Source organism: Formosa sp. L2A11 (assembly GCF_009796865.1).
Classification (GTDB): domain Bacteria; phylum Bacteroidota; class Bacteroidia; order Flavobacteriales; family Flavobacteriaceae; genus Formosa.
Window position 1 is genome coordinate 2,599,634 of record NZ_CP047028.1, and the last position, 17,419, is coordinate 2,617,052.

The following is a 17,419-nucleotide window of genomic DNA, read 5'->3' on the forward strand; positions in this document are numbered from 1 at the left end:
TGTTGTTATTGTGTGAGTTTAGATCTAAATATTTGGTATTCCTTTATGTGTTTTAAGTACTTGTTTTTATGTGTATTATGTTCGTAAATAAAAGCTGTGCTATTTTGCGAATCTTCACAATGTATCCACGCTCTAAATTCTTTATAATTCTGAATCCCTTTTAAAACAGAATTAATTTTAGATGTTTGTAATGCAATAGCCTTTCTTATTAAAACAGGATTAGCCGGTTTTGTATCAGAATAAAAACGGTGTAATTCCTTCTTAATACGTTTTAAATGTAGAATCCAAAATTCTAACTCACGGACACTTTGTTGATGTGTGAAACTTCTATCTATGTCTAAATAATATACATTCATAAGCCTTAAATTACAATGTCCAATCCACTATAATTGTATTCTTGTTCTACAGCTACAATTTTTAATTCTTTTGTTCCGTTAGGAAATTCCCAAGTAACACAATCGCCAATAGCGTAACCAAATAGGGCAGAACCCATTGGTGTGAGAATTGAAATTTTATTTTGTTTCAAGTCTTTATTTTGAGGAATCACTACCTGAATGGTTTTCTGCCATTCGCCTTGACTTACAGTAACAATACTGTTAAATCGAATCACATCATCAGGCATATTCTCCATATCGATAATATCTGCTTCAAGGAGTTCTGTGTTTAATTTTTGTATTGATTTTCTTGTTTCTATATCTTTAGAATACCCAGAGAGGTTAAGAATACGTTTTAAAAAAACGTATTCTTTTTTTTCTAGAATTAATTGTCCGTATTTCATTTTAATATTTTTTATGGAAAAATTCCACGTTGTATATATGCTTTTTCAATGCGCTGGATGGCTAAGCAAAATGCTGCTGTTCTCATATCAACGTTTTCTTTATTGGCATATTCATACACTTTATTAAAGGATTCTTTTAGTACTTTTTCAAGTTTTAAAATTACTTCATCCATATGCCAAAGTTCTCCGTTCCTATTTTGTAGCCATTCAAAATAACTTCCTATTACACCTCCAGAATTACATAGAATATCGGGTATAATTTCAATGCCATTTTCTATTAAAATGCGTTCACCTTCTACGTTAGTTGGTCCGTTTGCACCTTCGGCAATTAGTTTTGCTTTAATAAGATGTGCATTTTCTGCCGTAATTTGATTTCCTAACGCTGCAGGAATTAGGATGTCGCATTCTAATCCGAAGAAATCATCTTTTTCAATAGCAAAAGCATCTGGAAAAAGATTTACACTTCCTTCATGATTTTCAATATGTGCATTAAGTTGTTTTACTTCAATGCCGTCCGGTTTATATATACTTGCAAAAGCATCTTGAACGCCAACTAAAATAGCACCTTCTTGTTCCATAAAATGCGATGCCCAATATCCTACATTTCCAAAACCTTGTACAATAAATCGTTTTCCTTTAAGGGATACATTTCGTTTTTCTGCCCATAATTTAATGGTTAAAAACACCCCGTATCCTGTAGAACGGTCACGACCTTCAATACCACCAGAACCCACAGGTTTTCCTGTAACGACATGCTGATATCTAGAACGTTCTGCTGGACTTTTTGTAGACATATACGTGTCTGCAATCCAAGCCATAGTTTGTGCATTGGTATTCACATCGGGAGCAGGAATGTCATGTTCTGGCCCAATATTATCGCCCAAAGCATACGTAAAACGGCGTGTAATGCGTTCTAATTCTGATTGAGAATATAATTTCGGGTTGATTTTAATTCCGCCTTTAGCTCCTCCATATGGTAATCCGGCTAAAGAGGTTTTCCAAGTCATCCACATCGCCAAAGCTTTTGCAGCATCAATATCTACGGTTTCATGATATCGTAACCCTCCTTTATAAGGCCCTAAAGCGTTATTGTGTTGCACGCGATATCCTGTAAAAATTTCTACATTTCCATTATCCATTTTTACAGGAAAATGAATGATGATTTCATTATTAGTAACATTAAGAATGCGTCTTATATTTGGGTTTAAATCAATATGGTTGGCTGCTTTATTAAACTGCTCTAACACGTTTGCAACCATTCCTGACTCGCTTTTCTTTACTGGTAATTGGATGTCTTTTGTAATCATATAAAAATGTTTAAAACTGAAATTAATAACATGAATTAGTGATTTTCTGTTTTGGTCTGTTAGCCATATCTGAGAATAGTGCACTCTCAAATTCGCTACAAGATGTTACCTTCTCTTTCTGAGAGGTTAAAACACAGGCATTACAATGCACACATTCTGGACAGATACTATATCTTGATTTTTTCATGGTGTTTATCTTTATTAATAATAAGGAAAAGGCAAGTGTTGTGCCATTACCATTTAAAAGGGTAGAGCAAAAGCGAAAACCCCTTTAAAACGCTTGATTTTAAAGGGGTTTTGTTTAATGAAAATATAATTCGAATATTATGTGTCCGGTACAAAATTACCCGCATGAGTAAATTGTGGCCAAAAAAAGTATTAATCTTTTAACTTTTCGCGTAATGTCTTTCTGTTAATTTGAAGTATCTCTGCAGCTTTTGTTTTGTTGTTGTTACAAACACGAAGTACTTTTAAAATGTATTGTTTTTCCATGTCTTTTAGCGAAATAAAATCAGCTTCAGAAAAAGGAATATTATATTTTAAAGATTCAGGTAAAGCTTCAATTGTAACTGTTTTATCACTTAAAATAATGGCACGTTGCAATATGTTTTCTAATTCTCTAATATTTCCAGGCCACGTATAGCGTTCTAAAATAGGAAGTACATCCGGATCCATTTTTACTATTCTGTCTTTGTACTCTAATCCGTATTTATATAGAAATTTGTCTGCTAAAAGAGAAATATCTTCAGGTCTATTACGTAACGGAGGCACGTCAATTTCTACCACAGTTAAACGATAATATAAATCTTCTCTAAACGATTGATTTTTAATCATCTCTTTAAGGTTACTGTTGGTTGCTGTAATAATTCTTAAATCTATTTTTTCTGCTTTTTGCGAACCTACTTTTATCACTTCTTTTTCTTGAAGCACGCGCAGTAATCGCGATTGTACAGCTAAAGATGCATTACCAATTTCATCTAAAAAAATAGTACCGCCATTGGCTGCTTGAAAAAAACCGTTTCTATTGGTATCTGCACCAGTAAAAGCGCCTTTTACATAACCAAATAACTCTGCTTCAAGAAGGTTTTCGGGAATACCACCGCAATTTACGGCTATAAATGGACCTCTGGAAAACTGACCTTGATAATGAATGGAACGTGCTACAAGTTCTTTTCCTGTACCACTTTCTCCTGAAATAAAGACTGTTGCTTTGTTGTTTTTTACACGTTCTATAAGCTGTATAACATGATATATCCGTTTAGATTTTCCTATAATTTCACCATAGGTTTCATTAGTTAATATCTTGGTACTTTTTGTGTCAGATACCAGTTTATTCTGTGCTAAGGTTTTGTGTAAAGCATCTATTAATTCATTTTTAGTGAATGGTTTGGTTAAATATTCTACCACACCAGATTTTATAACTTTTAGTGAGTCTTGAATAGAAGGGAAGCCTGTTATTACCAGTTTTCCCATTTTTGGGTAATGTTCAGAGGTGAATTTTAAAAGCTCGAAACCATCAATTTCTGGCATGTTTAAATCTGTAATTAACACATCTATTTTAGTGTCTTTTAAAATGATAACTGCTTCGCGAACAGATACTGCTTTAAAAGTATGATATTGTAAAGATTGTAAATGGCGCTGTAGTATTTCTAAAACATGAACGTCATCATCTACAAGTAAAATATTTTCTTTTCGTAATTCCATGATTAGTAATGTTTTGGTAAATTAACAATAAATATAGCGCCTTTGCCTTTAGGCATGTTGTTTTCAACACTAATAGTGCCTTTATGACTTGCTATAATGCCATGAACTACGCTTAAACCTAATCCAGAACCATCTCCAACGGGTTTAGTTGTAAAGAACGGTTGAAAAATTTTATCTATATTCTCTTTAGAAATACCTTGACCTTGATCTGTTATTTTTAAGACTACATTTTGTTTGGTTTCCGAGATTTCTATAGTTACCAAATCGCCTGGTTTTGAATAGTAAATGGCATTTATAATTAAATTGAAAATAATTTGTGTCAGCTGAATGGTATCAGCTTTAAGGTAAATGGATTCACAATCTATTTTTACAATGTATTTTACTTGCTTTTTTTTGAAATTAGGCTCTAACAAGCTCAATGCTTCTTTAATTACAGCTACAATATTTACCTGAACCATTTCTTGAGGCATTTCGCAAGCAAAAAACATGAGTTTCTTAACAACTTCACGTGCATACATTGCACTGTTAATTATTTTATTTAAATCGTTAGCATCTTCTGTTGTTGTAATTTTAGGTTGTAATAATTCAGAAAAACCAAGAATATTTGCAAGAGGTGTATTTAATTCGTGTGCAATGCCTGCAGTAATTTCTCCCAGAATATTTAAACGATCACTACGTTCCATTTGTCGTTTTAAAACGGCCTCATTTTTTATAATTTGAAAGCGCTCTAATAAGCTTCCCAATTTTAATGCAACGTTATTTAGCAATTGTTGTTCTTCTTTTAGAAAAGAATTTTCAATTAATGATTTAGAAGAATATTTGGCTATAATACTTCCGTTTTTAGTGTTAAATAGTTTTATAGATGTTGAAATTTCTGGAGAATAAGAATCTGTTTGTCCTGTTTTTACACATGTTTTACCATATTGAATACAAATTTCGGTATGTTCTGGATACTGAAATGCATTTTTTAAACTATAAGATATTGCTTGAAAAACAGCTTCAATTTCTTCGTAATTAGCATTCACAATTATGGACGATACCTCGTATAAACAGGTTAATTCCTTAATGCGTTCTTGTAGTGCGTGTTCGGTAGTATTCATGATATTTAATTAATCTATAAAATTAATCAAAAATCACGCCCGTTTTTTATGTGAATGAATAATTTGTAGTCCATTTTTTAAGAATTTAGTTGTTTTTTAGACGAATAAATAATTCATTTAAAGGAAGATGTTTACTAATATTTTTAATGCATTTTATTTAAAAGCAATAGAATCTTTTGGTTTTATATTCATAATATTGTTTACACTTTTAGTATTACAATTTAAGTTTTAAAAATTTATGAGCAAACCACGAAAAGGCATATTAATTATACTCTCATTCTTCGCCATTTATGTTATTTGGGGTTCTACATATTTAATGAATAAAATTGTTGTTACAGAAGTAGCTCCATTTTTATTAGCAGCCATTCGTTTTTTAAGTGCAGGGACCTTAATTATGGTTATTTCTAAAGTTTTAAAGCTACCAATGCAGGTTACTAGAGCTCAGTTTATAAATTGTGTTATTGCAGGGTTTTTATTTCTGGTTTACGGAAATGGTATTTTTGTGTGGGCTCTTAAATATGTAGACAGTGGTTTTGCAGCATTAATTATGGCTACACAACCTTTGTTTGTTATTTTCTTAATGCGCATAATACAAGGCAAGAAAATACAGCCTAAATCGTTGTTGGGTGTTGGTTTCGGAATGGTAGGTATGTATTTGTTAATTAGTCAGAACACCTTAAACTTAACTCGAGAAAGTACAGTTGGAATTGTAGTTATATTTACTTGTGTTTTAGGTATAAGTTCTGCTAGTATATTTGTGTCTAAAGCAAATTTACCATCTCATTATTTTGTTACAACGGGGTACCAAATGCTAACAGCTGGTGCAACTTTATTATTAGGTAGTTTAATGTTAGGGGAAACCTGGACAAGTCCGTTAGATTGGAGTACCAGAGCACAAACAGCTATGGTTTTACTTATTGTATTTGGAAGTGTAGTTGCTTTTACAGCTTTTAATTTTTTACTAAAAGAAGTGTCTACAGAAAAAGTAGCAACATCTGCTTATGTAAATCCAGTGATTGCTTTAATGCTAGGTTGGTATGTTTTAGACGAAAATGTGAGTACACAATCTATAATTGCCGGAGGTGTTTTATTAACGGGTGTTTATTTTATTAATTCTAAGAAAAAACTTGTATTGTTTTCTAGATTTAGAAAGAATGTAAAACTTTAGTATATAAGTTTTTATATGATTTAGAACAATTGTGATTTTACGGTATCGTAATAAGAATCGCTTACTGGAATTACAATGTCATTCAGCAATAAATCACGACTTTTTAAACCCGTAACTTTTTGAGTATTTACAATATAAGAGCGATGTACTCTTAAAAATAATGAAGCTGGTAAGGTTTTTTCTAGAGATTTTAAAGATTGATAACTCATAATTTTCCGTCCCTTAAGATGAAACACAACATATTCGCTATCACTTTCTATGTAAATAATGTCTTCGAGTTTAATTTTATGTAAATCGTAACCAGATTTAACTGTAATATATTCAGATTTGGGTTTAGGCAATTGTATGGTAGCCGATTTTAGTTTATTTACTGCTTTTAAAAAACGTTCGAAAGTAATTGGCTTTAATAAGTAATCTAAAGCATCTAATTCAAAACCTTCTATGGCATAATCTGAATATGCAGTTGTAAAAATAATTTTAGTTTCTGCAGGAATCAATTTTGCAAAGTCGGTACCTTTTATATCAGGCATTTGTATATCTAAAAAAATAACATCTATAGTTTCATTTTTTAGTGTAACCATCGCATCTAAAGGGTTTTCAAAACTACCTCTAAGTTCTAAAAAGTCAAGTTTTTTTACATAGCCATTTAATAAAGTTCGGGCTAATTCTTCATCATCAATAATTAAACATTTATACATTTTTTTCTAATTTTAAAGACACACTAAATGTATTATTTACAGTTGTTATTTTTAAATCGTGACTATTAGGATATAATATAGCCAAACGTTTTTTTACATTTTCTAAACCAATTCCACCTAAAGCATCTTTATTAATAGGAGCTTCTGGTATGCTGTTCTCAATTTTAAAGAGAATGCTATGCGCGCCGGTTTCTATATAAATGGTTATAAAAGTATCTTTAATTTTTTCAATATTAGAATGTTTGAACGCATTTTCTACAAACGGTATTAAAAGCATAGGAGATAACATAATATTTGAAGAAGAGACATTAAAATATGTAGTAATAGGATATGTTTTACTACTTTTTAATCTAAATAATTTAATATAGTTATCTATATAATCCATTTCTTTTTGAAGCGAAACTTCTGGCTGTTCACATTCGTATAATACATAACGTAACATATCTGAGAGGTAACTAATGCTCTTTTGTGTTTTTTCGGTATCTATACCCGAAAGCGCATAAATGTTATTTAAAGCATTAAATAGGAAATGCGGATTAATTTGAGATTTTAATAATTTAAGTTCTGTATTTAAAGTCTGTGCTTTACTTTTTATTAAGGCTTCTTCATTTTTCTGATTGTAATATATAACCTCTACAACAGTAGCTAAAATGTAAGATAAAACAATGAGTAAATTTTGTGTAAGAAATTGAGCATTTGGTCTACGAGGATCCGGTCCTTCAAGGCCTTCTAAAGATCCTGGACCAAAGCCTAAGCCTCTAAGGCGCGGATCTGGCAATATGTTTTGAGGTGTAAAATAAGAAGCAGCTAAGTTTACTAATATCAAGATTAGTAAAGAAACACCAATAAAAAGCATATATTTTTTAGTGAACAAATATTTAGGTGCAGCAAAGAAAATAAGTAATAATATCGCTATAATTTGAGCTACAAAAGCAGACGTATTTTCTAGTAAAAAATGTGTAGCCCAAAACTGCCCAGACCATAAAATTAACCAAATGGTAAGTAGTAATACAATCTGAAAACTAAAGCGTTTTAATTTATTCATTAGTGTTTAATCTCTATTAATTTATTTCAATTGTAACCAATTAATCTGTTTACTAATACAAATTAAAGTATTTTTAAATGAATAGATACTTAATAATAGTAAGATTATAGGCATGAAATCAGCTGTTTACTTAAAGTATTATTGAATTCACTTAAAAGGTAAGGGGAGTCATTGAAAACTACAAATGTTACACAATATATAAAGACTTTCGTAATATAAAATAGAATATTATGTTTGAATTCTAATTAATAGAATAAAAAGCAAAATAACAATATGCGCTTTGTAATCCCTAAGTACAGAGTTCAGCTCATAGCAAAAATAAGGACTTGTTTACTTTAAAACGAGTCCTTTATTAGTTTAACTCGTAATCTAAACAATTTATAAAATGAGTAATAAGATAAAATTGTATCGTTTTAAAATAGTAATGTTACTTGTATGCAGTGTGTTATTTACATGTAAACAAAAACAAAAATCTATAGATGGTGTTGCTCAAAACACAAACAGACTACCTTATTATCAAGATGCCAGTTTTATGCCGTCTTGGTTTCAGGCTAACGATACGGCTTTGAAAAATTTTCATAACATACCCGATTTTTCGTTAATCTGCTACACCAGTACGCGATAGTGTACCTGTATTAAAAGCTTATGCGTTATAACACAACACCATGTAGATGGCAAAAAATGGCATTTACTAACAGGAGATTGTTCAGAAATTTATAAGTTAGGAAGAACATCTTATTTTATTGAAGAAGATTTAGGACTTACAAAAACAAACGATAATTTTCTGCACACAGAAAACTTTGTACTTATAGATAAACAAAAGCACATTCGCGAGATTTATAATGGCTTAAATCAAACCGCTGTAAAGCAGTTAATAGCAGATATTAAGACCCTGAAATCCGAATAAATTAAAATAGCAACCATTCCCGAGAAAAGTGTAGTTATCTTTGCAGAAAATTACAATATGTCAAAATCCTTTTCTAAATTAGGAATCCAAGAAGCTTTGCTTCAAAGTTTATCCGATTTAAAGATTACTGTACCCACAGATATTCAAACTAAAACCATTCCTTTAATCTTAAACGACACTAAAGATGTTGTTGCTTTGGCTAAAACAGGAACTGGTAAAACAGCAGCTTTCGGTTTGCCTTTATTACAATTAATAGATACTGAAAATTCTAACATTCAAGTCTTAATATTAGCGCCAACACGAGAATTGGGTCAGCAAATATTTGCTAATTTAACAGCTTTAGCATCACATAGCCCAGAAATTTCTATAGCTTCTGTATGCGGAGGTATTCCTATAAAACCTCAAATAGAGCGTTTAAAAACACCTACGCAAATTGTTATTGCAACACCAGGACGTTTGGTAGATTTGGTTAAGCGTAATGCTATTGATATTAAACATATTTCGTATTTTGTTTTAGACGAAGCAGACGAAATGGTAAGCGCACTTAAAGAAGATTTAGATCTTATTATTACGGAAATACCTAAATCGCGCCGTACTTTATTGTTTACAGCAACTATGCCAGGAACCATAAAGCAGCTTATTCAGAATTATATGTCTAAACATGTGGTTCAGGTAGAAGCAGACATGGATACTGTTGGTCATCAGGGAATCGATCATCAATATATAGTTGTAGAACCTATAGAGAAGTTAGAAGTGTTGCTTCATTTCTTAAAATCGAAAGAAGGACAACGCGGAATTATTTTTTGTAAAACAAAAGCAGCGGTAAATAAGTTAGCTAAAAATTTAGCAATAAATAAATTCTCATCCGGCGCCATTCATGGAAGTCTAACACAAGGGATTCGCGATCGTGTTATGGGGCAATTTAGAGAAGGCTATATAGATCTTTTAGTGGCTACAGATTTAGCAGCACGTGGTATTGATGTAAAAGATGTTGCCTTTGTAATTAATTACCATTTACCAGACGTTTACGATACGTATGTACACCGAAGCGGAAGAACGGCTAGAGCAGGAGCAAAGGGCTTATCTTTAACTATTCTACAAGAAGAAGAAGTGCAAGATATTGCAGATTTTGAAAATGAATTAGGGATTACGTTTTCTGAATTAAAGAAAGCAGATGCACAAACTTTAGAGGAAAGCAATGCTTTAATTTGGGCAAACAAAATTTTTAAAACAAAGCCTAATCGCGATGTGTCTGAAACCTTTAGAAATAAAATACACACTACATTTCATCATTTAACTAAAGATGAACTTGTAGATAAAATTTTAGCACAATATATTACAGAACATGCAGGAGTAGTTTCAAAAGAAATAGCTTCTAAAAAGAAGAAAAATAAATAATTTCGATGGCAAATTTTTTAAAAGAACAGCAGGATATTTTAAATAAACTGAATATCAAAGCGTTAAATCCTATGCAGGAACAAGCGCTTTTAGCTATTGAAAATGCAACAAATACAGTGATACTCTCTCCAACAGGAACAGGGAAAACCTTAGCATTTTTATTACCTATAATTAAAATGCTAGATCCAGAAGTAGATGATATTCAGGCATTAATTGTTGTACCAACACGCGAGTTAGCAATACAAATAGAACAAGTCGTTCGCGAGATGGGAACCGGCTTTAAGGTGAATGCCGTATATGGTGGTCGCCCAATGTCTAAAGATAAAATTGAAATTAAACATACACCTGCTATTCTTATAGGAACGCCAGGACGTATTTTAGACCATTTTAGTGCGAATCGTTTTTCTAGAGACTCTATTTTAAATTTAATCTTAGATGAATTTGATAAATCTTTAGAACAAGGTTTTGAAGAAGAAATGCGTGGTATTTTAAATCAATTACCAAATCTTAACAGACGTGTATTAACCTCTGCAACACAGGGTGTTAATATTCCTAATTTTGTAAAGCTACATCAGCCTGTAGTTTTAGACTTTTTAGATGCTAAAGTGGCTTCAAAATTATCTATTAAAACGGTAGTGTCTCCAACTCAAGATAAAGAGCAAACGCTTATAGATTTACTATTACATATTGGGCATAAGCAAGGTATCGTTTTTTGTAATTTAAGAGATAGTATTGAAAATGTAAGTGAAGCGCTTAGAAAAAAGAGAATCAGTCATTCTTGTTTTTCTGGAGGTATGGAACAAAAAGACCGTGAGCGTGCATTAATTACGTTTAGAAATGGAACCAGTCAGGTATTATTGGCTACAGATTTGGCGGCTCGTGGTATAGATATTCCAGAATTGGACTTTATTATTCATTACGAATTACCTCATGCAAAAGAAGAGTTTACACACAGAAACGGAAGAACAGCACGTGTAAATGCTAAAGGAACCGCTTATGTTTTAAGATCGAATCAGGAGCAATTACCTGAATTTATAGAGAAAACAAAGCCTATAGATATTTCTAAAAAAGTAACCTTTAAACCTCAATTTTGGGAGACCTTATTTATTTCTGGAGGTAGAAAAGATAAAATTTCTAAAGGAGATATTGCAGGATTGTTTTTTAAACAAGGTGGCTTAAAAAAAGATCAATTAGGTGCTATAGAGCTTAAACAAGATTGTGCTTTTGTGGCTGTGCCTAAAAGTATTGCAGATAGTTTGGTTGCAACCTTAAACAATTCACGACTTAAAAAGAAAAAAGTACGTATTTATGTTTTGTAAGTTATATTGTAGTTTAACGTAATTATGCTTAGACCCTGAACTAAATTCAGGGTGACGGTAAGATTAAGTCATACAGAATTTGATTAACTCCGTTGAATCTTCGATTTCAGTAGTACACAAACAGCATAAGTATTCATAATATTAGGGTGCTTGAGTGGAGTCGAAAGTCTTTTTAAGTGTATCTCGACTCTGCTCGATGACCATTAATATTCTAGTGTTTAACATAATTATTCATAATATTAGGGTGCTTGAGCGGAGTCGAAAGCTTTTTTAAGTATATCTCGACTCCGCTCGATGACCATTGATATTCTAGTGTTTAACATAAAAACATATTTATTTTATCTAAATACGCTTTTCAATTTCAGTATCAAACGCACTATGAATATGTGCTCTCATCACTAAATACCAATACATAAAACCCAACACCCATTAACAAGCGTAAAATCTAATCATAACATAACATTAATATAACATGCTGATTATTAGTTGTTTTTTATTTTAAAAAGATGATGCATACTAAAATATTAAGATGTACTTTTGCCGCTTCAAAAAATAATTGAATATGAAACGCATAACGGAATACAGAAAACTTTTTGAAGTTGATAAAAATGCAGATTTAAAGACTTTAAAAAAGCAATATCGTAGCCTTGCTAAAGAATGGCATCCAGACAAATTTCAAGCAGGAGATCCGTTAGTGGAAGAAGCTGAAGAAAAAACACGTAAAATTACAGATGGTTACCACTTTCTTGTAAGTATAGCTCCTGAAACCAGAGAAGCTAATAAAGATGTGTATAACGAAACTATTAATTCTGGTGTTGCAGATTTTCAATGGAACAGTTTAGTTCTTGAAGTTACTTTTGTAGATGGTTCGACTTACGAATATTTTGGAATAACAAAACCTGTTTATATAAAAATGATTAATAGTGATAAAGTGACTCGTTTTGCAAAACGTAACATTTTTCCTAAATACACATACAGAAAATCTAAACGTATTGTTGAGTCTGCTCAATAAGCAGATTTTATACATATTGTAGAATATAAAAGCACGAACCTCAATTGAGGTTCGTGCTTTTTTTATGGGTAATTTTTTTTAGTTGAATCTATATCTTTAATAGTATAATATGTAAATTGTAAAACACAAAGTAAACATTAGTTTATTCCGATAATAGTACTTACAAAAAGAGACTTTTGTTTGTATATAACTAGTTGTGGCTAATATAAAAAATGAGAACATTCAACGAAAGAGAAAAGGAAGTTTTAAAGATGTTGTATAATATATCCAATGACAAGTTGGAATTATTTAGCTTCCATTTACAGCATAAGTATTTTAAAGATTTGACTAATTCTGCACTTTTTCTCTTCCCAAAACGTGAAGAAGTGATCTTATATATTCCTAAAGTTCATTTTGACGACCTCGAGAAAAGAAAAAGCATTATGATGGAATTTATGGAATTCTTATCATTAATTAGTTTTCTAAAAGAAGAGCGTTTTATAAATATAATTCCTAACGAAGATGTAGGTAAGTCTGAACTACATATAATGAGAAAAGATTTTAACAATCCGAAAATTGAACAATCGACGCAAAATATAATTCTAAATGAGAATGGGGATTATATTGACACAAAACAAGCTCATCTGATTTTAGATTCTGATTCTGAAATAATATTTGAGGGTGTTGGACTTCAAAAATTGATTTACAATCAAGTGACTGAAAACTGTATGGGATTATTATTTGTTTCAGAAGAATTAAAAGAATTTGTTAGAAACAAATATATGTCAAAAGAAGATTTGAGATATAAACGTAGCCAAATTGCAACTTGGATTGGAATTTCATTAGCTATAATTTTTGGAATTCTGGGTTTGTTTAATCCATTCAATCATAAACAAAACACAGTTCCAATTGAACCTCAAGAATTATCACCAATCATTAAAAATAGTAACGAAATCCATCAAGACATACATAAAATCATTGAAATAATAGAAAAACAATAGATTCATTAACAAATTAAAAACTACACACAATAACTAAGTATTCGGCTCGCCGATAGGCCAGAGCTGAATATTGTGTTGACGAAGTCGGCAGAAGATGTCTCTTATGGGGAAAACGATGTGTTTAGGGAAGGATGCTTTGGTAATCGATTGTAGTTTACATGTTTAAACTACGCTGATTAGTCTTTATTTGGAAGAGATTGTTTCTTTTTTCGGTAACACTTAATATAATTTCACTTTATAATGGCTTAAATTTTAAGTTTAGCCATTGAGAGGTCTGTCCGCGCTTGCAGATTGTTTTTTTTAATTGACCCTATTTAATTTTTTATCTCTTAATAATACCCTCCAATTTTCGGGAGGACCACGATCGTTAAATAGTAGTATGGTATGTAGTTTTCCTTTTTTACAAACGGGACAACGACGGTGTAAAACAGGTTCGACTGTTTTAATACTCACTATCTTTTTACAAGCCAGTTCGGCTTGTAGTCTCGGTAATTTCTCTTTTTTCCAGCTGCTGCTTAAAATACCGTAATGCCGTATGCGTGTAAAGCCTTGGGTAAAATATGCAAAGCAAAGCGTCTAACAAATTCTTCACTGGACAAAGTCAACTTTATCTTTTTAGCTTGGTGCCGGTAATCTTTCGCGGTAAAAGTCACCGTTTTATTTTCACGATCTACAGCAATAATACGATGGTTACTTATTGCAATTTTATGCGTGTATCTGCCTAGATATTCAATAACATATTTTGGACTTCTAAAAGATTGTTTCGCATAGATCACCCATTTTTTACTGTACACTGTATTATAAACTTTCTTTGGGATTTTTACTTCACTTTTCCTAAGTTCAGAGATAAATTTAGCCTTAAACACCTTGCTCATAGATTTTACATTGAATAGATATTTACCTTTATTTTTTGCACTTTTCCATGTCCCTGATTTACGCCATCCACCGCCAGGAACAATACAATGCAAGTGCGGATGTAGGCTCATGTTTTGTCCCCAGGTATGAAGTATAGCAATCATACCCAGTTTAGCGCCCAAGTGTTTGGGGTTGTCTCCAAACTGTTGCAGGGTTTGCCATGCGGTTCTAAACAAACTGCTATAAATTACTTTACCATGACTCAGAGCGTAGGTATTAAACTCACTTGGAAGCGTAAAAACGATATGAAAATAAGGCACATTTAATAGTTCGCCTTCTCTGGCTTTTATCCACTGTTCACGTTTGTGTCCCTGGCATGTTGGGCAATGTCTATTTCTGCAACTGTTATAACTAATGTGTAAGGCTTGGCAACAATCGCATTTATCAATATGGCCACCCATAGCTTTGGTGCGACACCTTCTTATGGCTTGTAACCCACGGTAATGCCAAGAGGTCAGACTCAATGTTTTGAGCTGTAGCTGTTCCATTTCTAAAATGTCAGCTACTTTATGTTTACAAAACATTAATCGTAAAGTTTATCCAAGGGAGAAAATTTGGAACCACTAGGCAAATTGGCAACATGAAGATACGTGAGTGTCATCTCGATATGTGCATGTCCAAGAAGTTCCTTTAAACTGACGATATCAACACCATACTCTAATAAATGTGTAGCAAACGTGTGCCGTAAAGTATGGGCAGTTATCTGTTTAGAACTCCCTATTTTACTTCTGTTTTCTTTAATAATCCAGCGTATACCGTTGGTGGTTAATCCGCGTGATTCTCCAGCTTTAGAAACTTGGCTATTAAAAAGATGTCCCTGAGGGTTTTCTGTTGTGATGTATTTTTTTAATCCCCTAATCAGAAGCGGACTCAAAGGCACATAGCGATCTATTTTTCCTTTTTTCTTAGGAATAAACACGGTTTTACGCTCAAAATCGAGATCAGATAATTTAACAGCGCAGAGTTCGTAGCTACGCAGTCCACAACCGTAAAGCATACCTATTATCAAACGATGCTTAAGATATTTAGGCGCTTTTAAAAGGCGCTTAACTTCCTCTTTATTTAGAACACATGGTAGTTTAATATCTCTTTTAATTTGAGGAAGCGCTACACGTTTGGCTTCCATGCCCATCACTTTGTAGGCTGCTCTGAGTCCGAAAATGGTGTGTTTAAAGAAACTCTCGGAAGGTGTTTTGTGAAGTTTTTGGCAGTGGTAAAGATAGTTCTGAACGTGTTCTACCGATAGTTTTTCAGGACTTCGGTTGTAATGCAAAGCTAAGTGTGCCAAGCACCGGAGATAGTTGTTTAAAGTGCTTTTGGCTTTGCCATTAATAGAGAAACTCTGTTCGAGTTTGGTTTGAAGATGACTGAAATCCTTTACATCTGAAAAGGCGCGTTCAGCAATGGTTTTACTTTTTTTTAAACATAATAATAGATTTAAAATTTACCCATAAGTTAATAAATCTATTACTTTTACAAAAGAACCAACTTATTCTGAATCAGTCAGGAGGGCTTCCGACCGATAGGGAGGATTCGTTCAACATAGTATGTAATTTATTACTTAAACAATACGCAATCTCTTTATTTTTATGTGTTAGCAAATTTTTAGACTAATAGTTAGTCTGATAAATATAGTGAAGTGAAAGAATACTCTAAAAAATGAATTATTTGACTTAGATCAAATAGTTTGATGTAATACAACTTTATTTTTGCATATAAAATAATTAAAATGGTATCTACACAATTAAATACATTAGAGAAATTAAGTCACAATAGTCAAGAACTCTTAGAAAAAGCATTTGTACATCTTCAGAATGGAAAAGGAGTTATATTAATAGATGATAAAAACAGAGAAAATGAAGGAGATTTGGTGTTCTCTGCACATAATATGACTCTTAAAGATATGGCACTTATGATTAGAAATTGTAGTGGTATTGTTTGTCTTTGTTTAACTAATGAAAAAGCAGATTCACTTAATTTACCGTATATGGTAGAGGTAAACACAAGTAGTTTTCAAACGCCTTTTACCGTTTCTATAGAAGCAAAAGAAGGAGTAACTACTGGCGTTTCTGCCAAAGATAGATTAACAACAATACAAGTTGCGTCTAATGAAAATGCTAAGAGCCAAGATTTAGCAAAACCTGGGCATATTTTTCCTTTAAGAGGTAGAAATAATGGTGTTCTAGATAGAAAAGGACATACTGAAGGAAGTATTGATTTAATGAAATTAGCAGGCTTAAAACCAGAAGCTGTTCTTTGTGAATTAATGAACGCCGACGGAACTATGGCAAGAATAGACACGATTTCAAAATTTGCAAACGAACACGATTTAATGGTCGTGTCTATAGAAGATATTATTCATTATCGTAAATTTGTTAGAGACTTTAAATAAATGACAGACTATACAGAGCTCATTAATTTTATTAAAAAAAACGTTGAAATTGGAGATGAAGACTTAAAAATTATTTTGTCTTATTTTAAAATTATAAAAAAACATAAAAACGAGATTTTACTTCCTACTGGAAATATTAGTCAAGTTAGCTATTTTGTAAATAAAGGGTGTTTAAGGTTGTTTTTTATTGATGATAATGGAAAAGACGTTACGCGTTATATTGCATTCGAAAATCAATTTGCTACAGAACTTGTTAGTTTTATTACGAAAGAACCTGCCCAAGAAACAATTCAAGTTATTGAAGATAGCGAACTTCTTTACATTACTCACGAAGACTTTAGACATCTTATAAAAATTATTCCTAAATGGAAGGATTTTTATAGTGTTTATTTAGAAAAAGCATATGTAAATAATTCAAAAAGGCTAACATCTTTCACTACTTTAAATGCTTCAGAAAGATATAATCAATTATTTAAAATTAATCCCAATATTGTTAAACGTATACCTAATAAAATAGTGGCTTCTTATATAAATATATCACAAGAAACATTAAGCAGGATAAAGTCTAAAATCTAATTTTACCAATTATAAATTGTACAAAAAAGCACTAAAAGCTAACACTAGCCATTTCTTTCTCTTGGCACATTAATCCTTTTAGATATATGGCCTTTAAGTGCGTTTATCCTTTTATCTTTG

Annotated in this window: 17 protein-coding genes and 1 pseudogene; 8 read left to right on the forward strand and 10 right to left on the reverse strand. The window is 31.8% G+C overall.

Annotated features, from left to right (window positions below; translation table 11 throughout):
- Nucleotides 1-5: 5 nt before the first annotated feature.
- The 6 genes from GQR95_RS11325 to GQR95_RS11350 all read right to left on the reverse strand — a co-directional run bounded on the left by GQR95_RS11325 (nt 6) and on the right by GQR95_RS11350 (nt 4,889).
- Nucleotides 6-356, reverse strand: a complete 351-nt coding sequence (locus tag GQR95_RS11325; protein ID WP_159023263.1) for a hypothetical protein — start codon at nt 354-356, stop codon at nt 6-8.
- A gap of 5 nt (nt 357-361) precedes the next feature.
- Nucleotides 362-778, reverse strand: coding sequence for a GreA/GreB family elongation factor (locus GQR95_RS11330; RefSeq protein ID WP_159023264.1), 417 nt, complete (start codon nt 776-778; stop codon nt 362-364).
- Between the two features lie 11 nt (nt 779-789).
- Nucleotides 790-2,085: a Glu/Leu/Phe/Val dehydrogenase gene (locus tag GQR95_RS11335; protein ID WP_159023265.1), complete on the reverse strand. Its 1,296-nt coding sequence runs from the start codon at nt 2,083-2,085 to the stop codon at nt 790-792.
- A 22-nt stretch (nt 2,086-2,107) separates the two neighbouring features.
- Entirely contained in the window at nt 2,108-2,272 is a 165-nt protein-coding gene (locus tag GQR95_RS11340) for a hypothetical protein (RefSeq protein WP_159023266.1), read from the reverse strand.
- 191 nt (nt 2,273-2,463) lie between these two features.
- Nucleotides 2,464-3,789, reverse strand: coding sequence for a sigma-54 dependent transcriptional regulator (locus GQR95_RS11345; protein ID WP_159023267.1), 1,326 nt, complete (start codon nt 3,787-3,789; stop codon nt 2,464-2,466).
- 2 nt (nt 3,790-3,791) lie between these two features.
- The gene (locus GQR95_RS11350) at nt 3,792-4,889 is read right to left on the reverse strand and encodes a sensor histidine kinase (protein WP_159023268.1); all 1,098 of its coding nucleotides are present in this window, start codon (nt 4,887-4,889) and stop codon (nt 3,792-3,794) included.
- A gap of 238 nt (nt 4,890-5,127) precedes the next feature.
- Here GQR95_RS11350 and GQR95_RS11355 point away from each other — a divergent pair, with 238 nt between their 5' ends.
- Nucleotides 5,128-6,057, forward strand: coding sequence for an EamA family transporter (locus tag GQR95_RS11355; protein ID WP_159023269.1), 930 nt, complete (start codon nt 5,128-5,130; stop codon nt 6,055-6,057).
- 20 nt (nt 6,058-6,077) lie between these two features.
- Here the strand turns inward: GQR95_RS11355 and GQR95_RS11360 are convergent, their stop codons facing one another.
- Complete coding sequence (locus tag GQR95_RS11360; RefSeq protein ID WP_159023270.1) at nt 6,078-6,755, reverse strand: LytTR family DNA-binding domain-containing protein; 678 nt, start codon at nt 6,753-6,755, stop codon at nt 6,078-6,080.
- On the reverse strand, nt 6,748-7,800 hold the full coding sequence (locus GQR95_RS11365) for a sensor histidine kinase (protein WP_159023271.1): 1,053 nt from the start codon (nt 7,798-7,800) through the stop codon (nt 6,748-6,750). The genes GQR95_RS11360 and GQR95_RS11365 overlap by 8 nt, the downstream gene beginning before the upstream one ends.
- Before the next feature lie 385 nt (nt 7,801-8,185).
- Between GQR95_RS11365 and GQR95_RS16620 the strand changes: the two genes are divergently transcribed.
- The 5 genes from GQR95_RS16620 to GQR95_RS11390 all read left to right on the forward strand — a co-directional run bounded on the left by GQR95_RS16620 (nt 8,186) and on the right by GQR95_RS11390 (nt 13,416).
- Nucleotides 8,186-8,425: a hypothetical protein gene (locus tag GQR95_RS16620; RefSeq protein ID WP_199269589.1), complete on the forward strand. Its 240-nt coding sequence runs from the start codon at nt 8,186-8,188 to the stop codon at nt 8,423-8,425.
- A 339-nt stretch (nt 8,426-8,764) separates the two neighbouring features.
- A complete protein-coding gene (locus GQR95_RS11375; RefSeq protein WP_159023272.1) occupies nt 8,765-10,105 on the forward strand; it encodes a DEAD/DEAH box helicase in 1,341 nt (446 codons plus the stop codon).
- A gap of 5 nt (nt 10,106-10,110) precedes the next feature.
- Nucleotides 10,111-11,424 carry a DEAD/DEAH box helicase gene (locus GQR95_RS11380; protein ID WP_159023273.1) on the forward strand — a complete coding sequence of 438 codons (1,314 nt, stop codon included), beginning with the start codon at nt 10,111-10,113 and terminating at the stop codon, nt 11,422-11,424.
- A gap of 562 nt (nt 11,425-11,986) precedes the next feature.
- On the forward strand, nt 11,987-12,436 hold the full coding sequence (locus GQR95_RS11385) for a KTSC domain-containing protein (protein ID WP_159023274.1): 450 nt from the start codon (nt 11,987-11,989) through the stop codon (nt 12,434-12,436).
- Between the two features lie 212 nt (nt 12,437-12,648).
- Nucleotides 12,649-13,416 (forward strand): hypothetical protein, encoded by a 768-nt coding sequence (locus GQR95_RS11390; RefSeq protein ID WP_159023275.1) that lies wholly within the window; start codon nt 12,649-12,651, stop codon nt 13,414-13,416.
- Nucleotides 13,417-13,716: 300 nt separating this feature from the next.
- On the opposite strand, the pseudogene GQR95_RS11395 reads toward GQR95_RS11390, so the two are convergent.
- Both GQR95_RS11395 and GQR95_RS11400 read right to left on the reverse strand, forming a co-directional pair.
- Nucleotides 13,717-14,855, reverse strand: a pseudogene (locus GQR95_RS11395) (IS91 family transposase).
- Nucleotides 14,855-15,619 (reverse strand): tyrosine-type recombinase/integrase, encoded by a 765-nt coding sequence (locus GQR95_RS11400; RefSeq protein WP_159021492.1) that lies wholly within the window; start codon nt 15,617-15,619, stop codon nt 14,855-14,857. Before GQR95_RS11400 ends, GQR95_RS11395 begins: the two are co-directional and overlap by 1 nt.
- A 441-nt stretch (nt 15,620-16,060) precedes the next feature.
- On the opposite strand from GQR95_RS11400, the gene ribB reads away from it, so the two are divergent.
- Both ribB and GQR95_RS11410 read left to right on the forward strand, forming a co-directional pair.
- Nucleotides 16,061-16,723 carry a 3,4-dihydroxy-2-butanone-4-phosphate synthase gene (gene ribB, locus GQR95_RS11405; protein ID WP_159023276.1) on the forward strand — a complete coding sequence of 221 codons (663 nt, stop codon included), beginning with the start codon at nt 16,061-16,063 and terminating at the stop codon, nt 16,721-16,723.
- Nucleotides 16,724-17,299, forward strand: coding sequence for a Crp/Fnr family transcriptional regulator (locus GQR95_RS11410; RefSeq protein WP_159023277.1), 576 nt, complete (start codon nt 16,724-16,726; stop codon nt 17,297-17,299).
- The last annotated feature ends 120 nt before the right edge of the window (nt 17,300-17,419 follow it).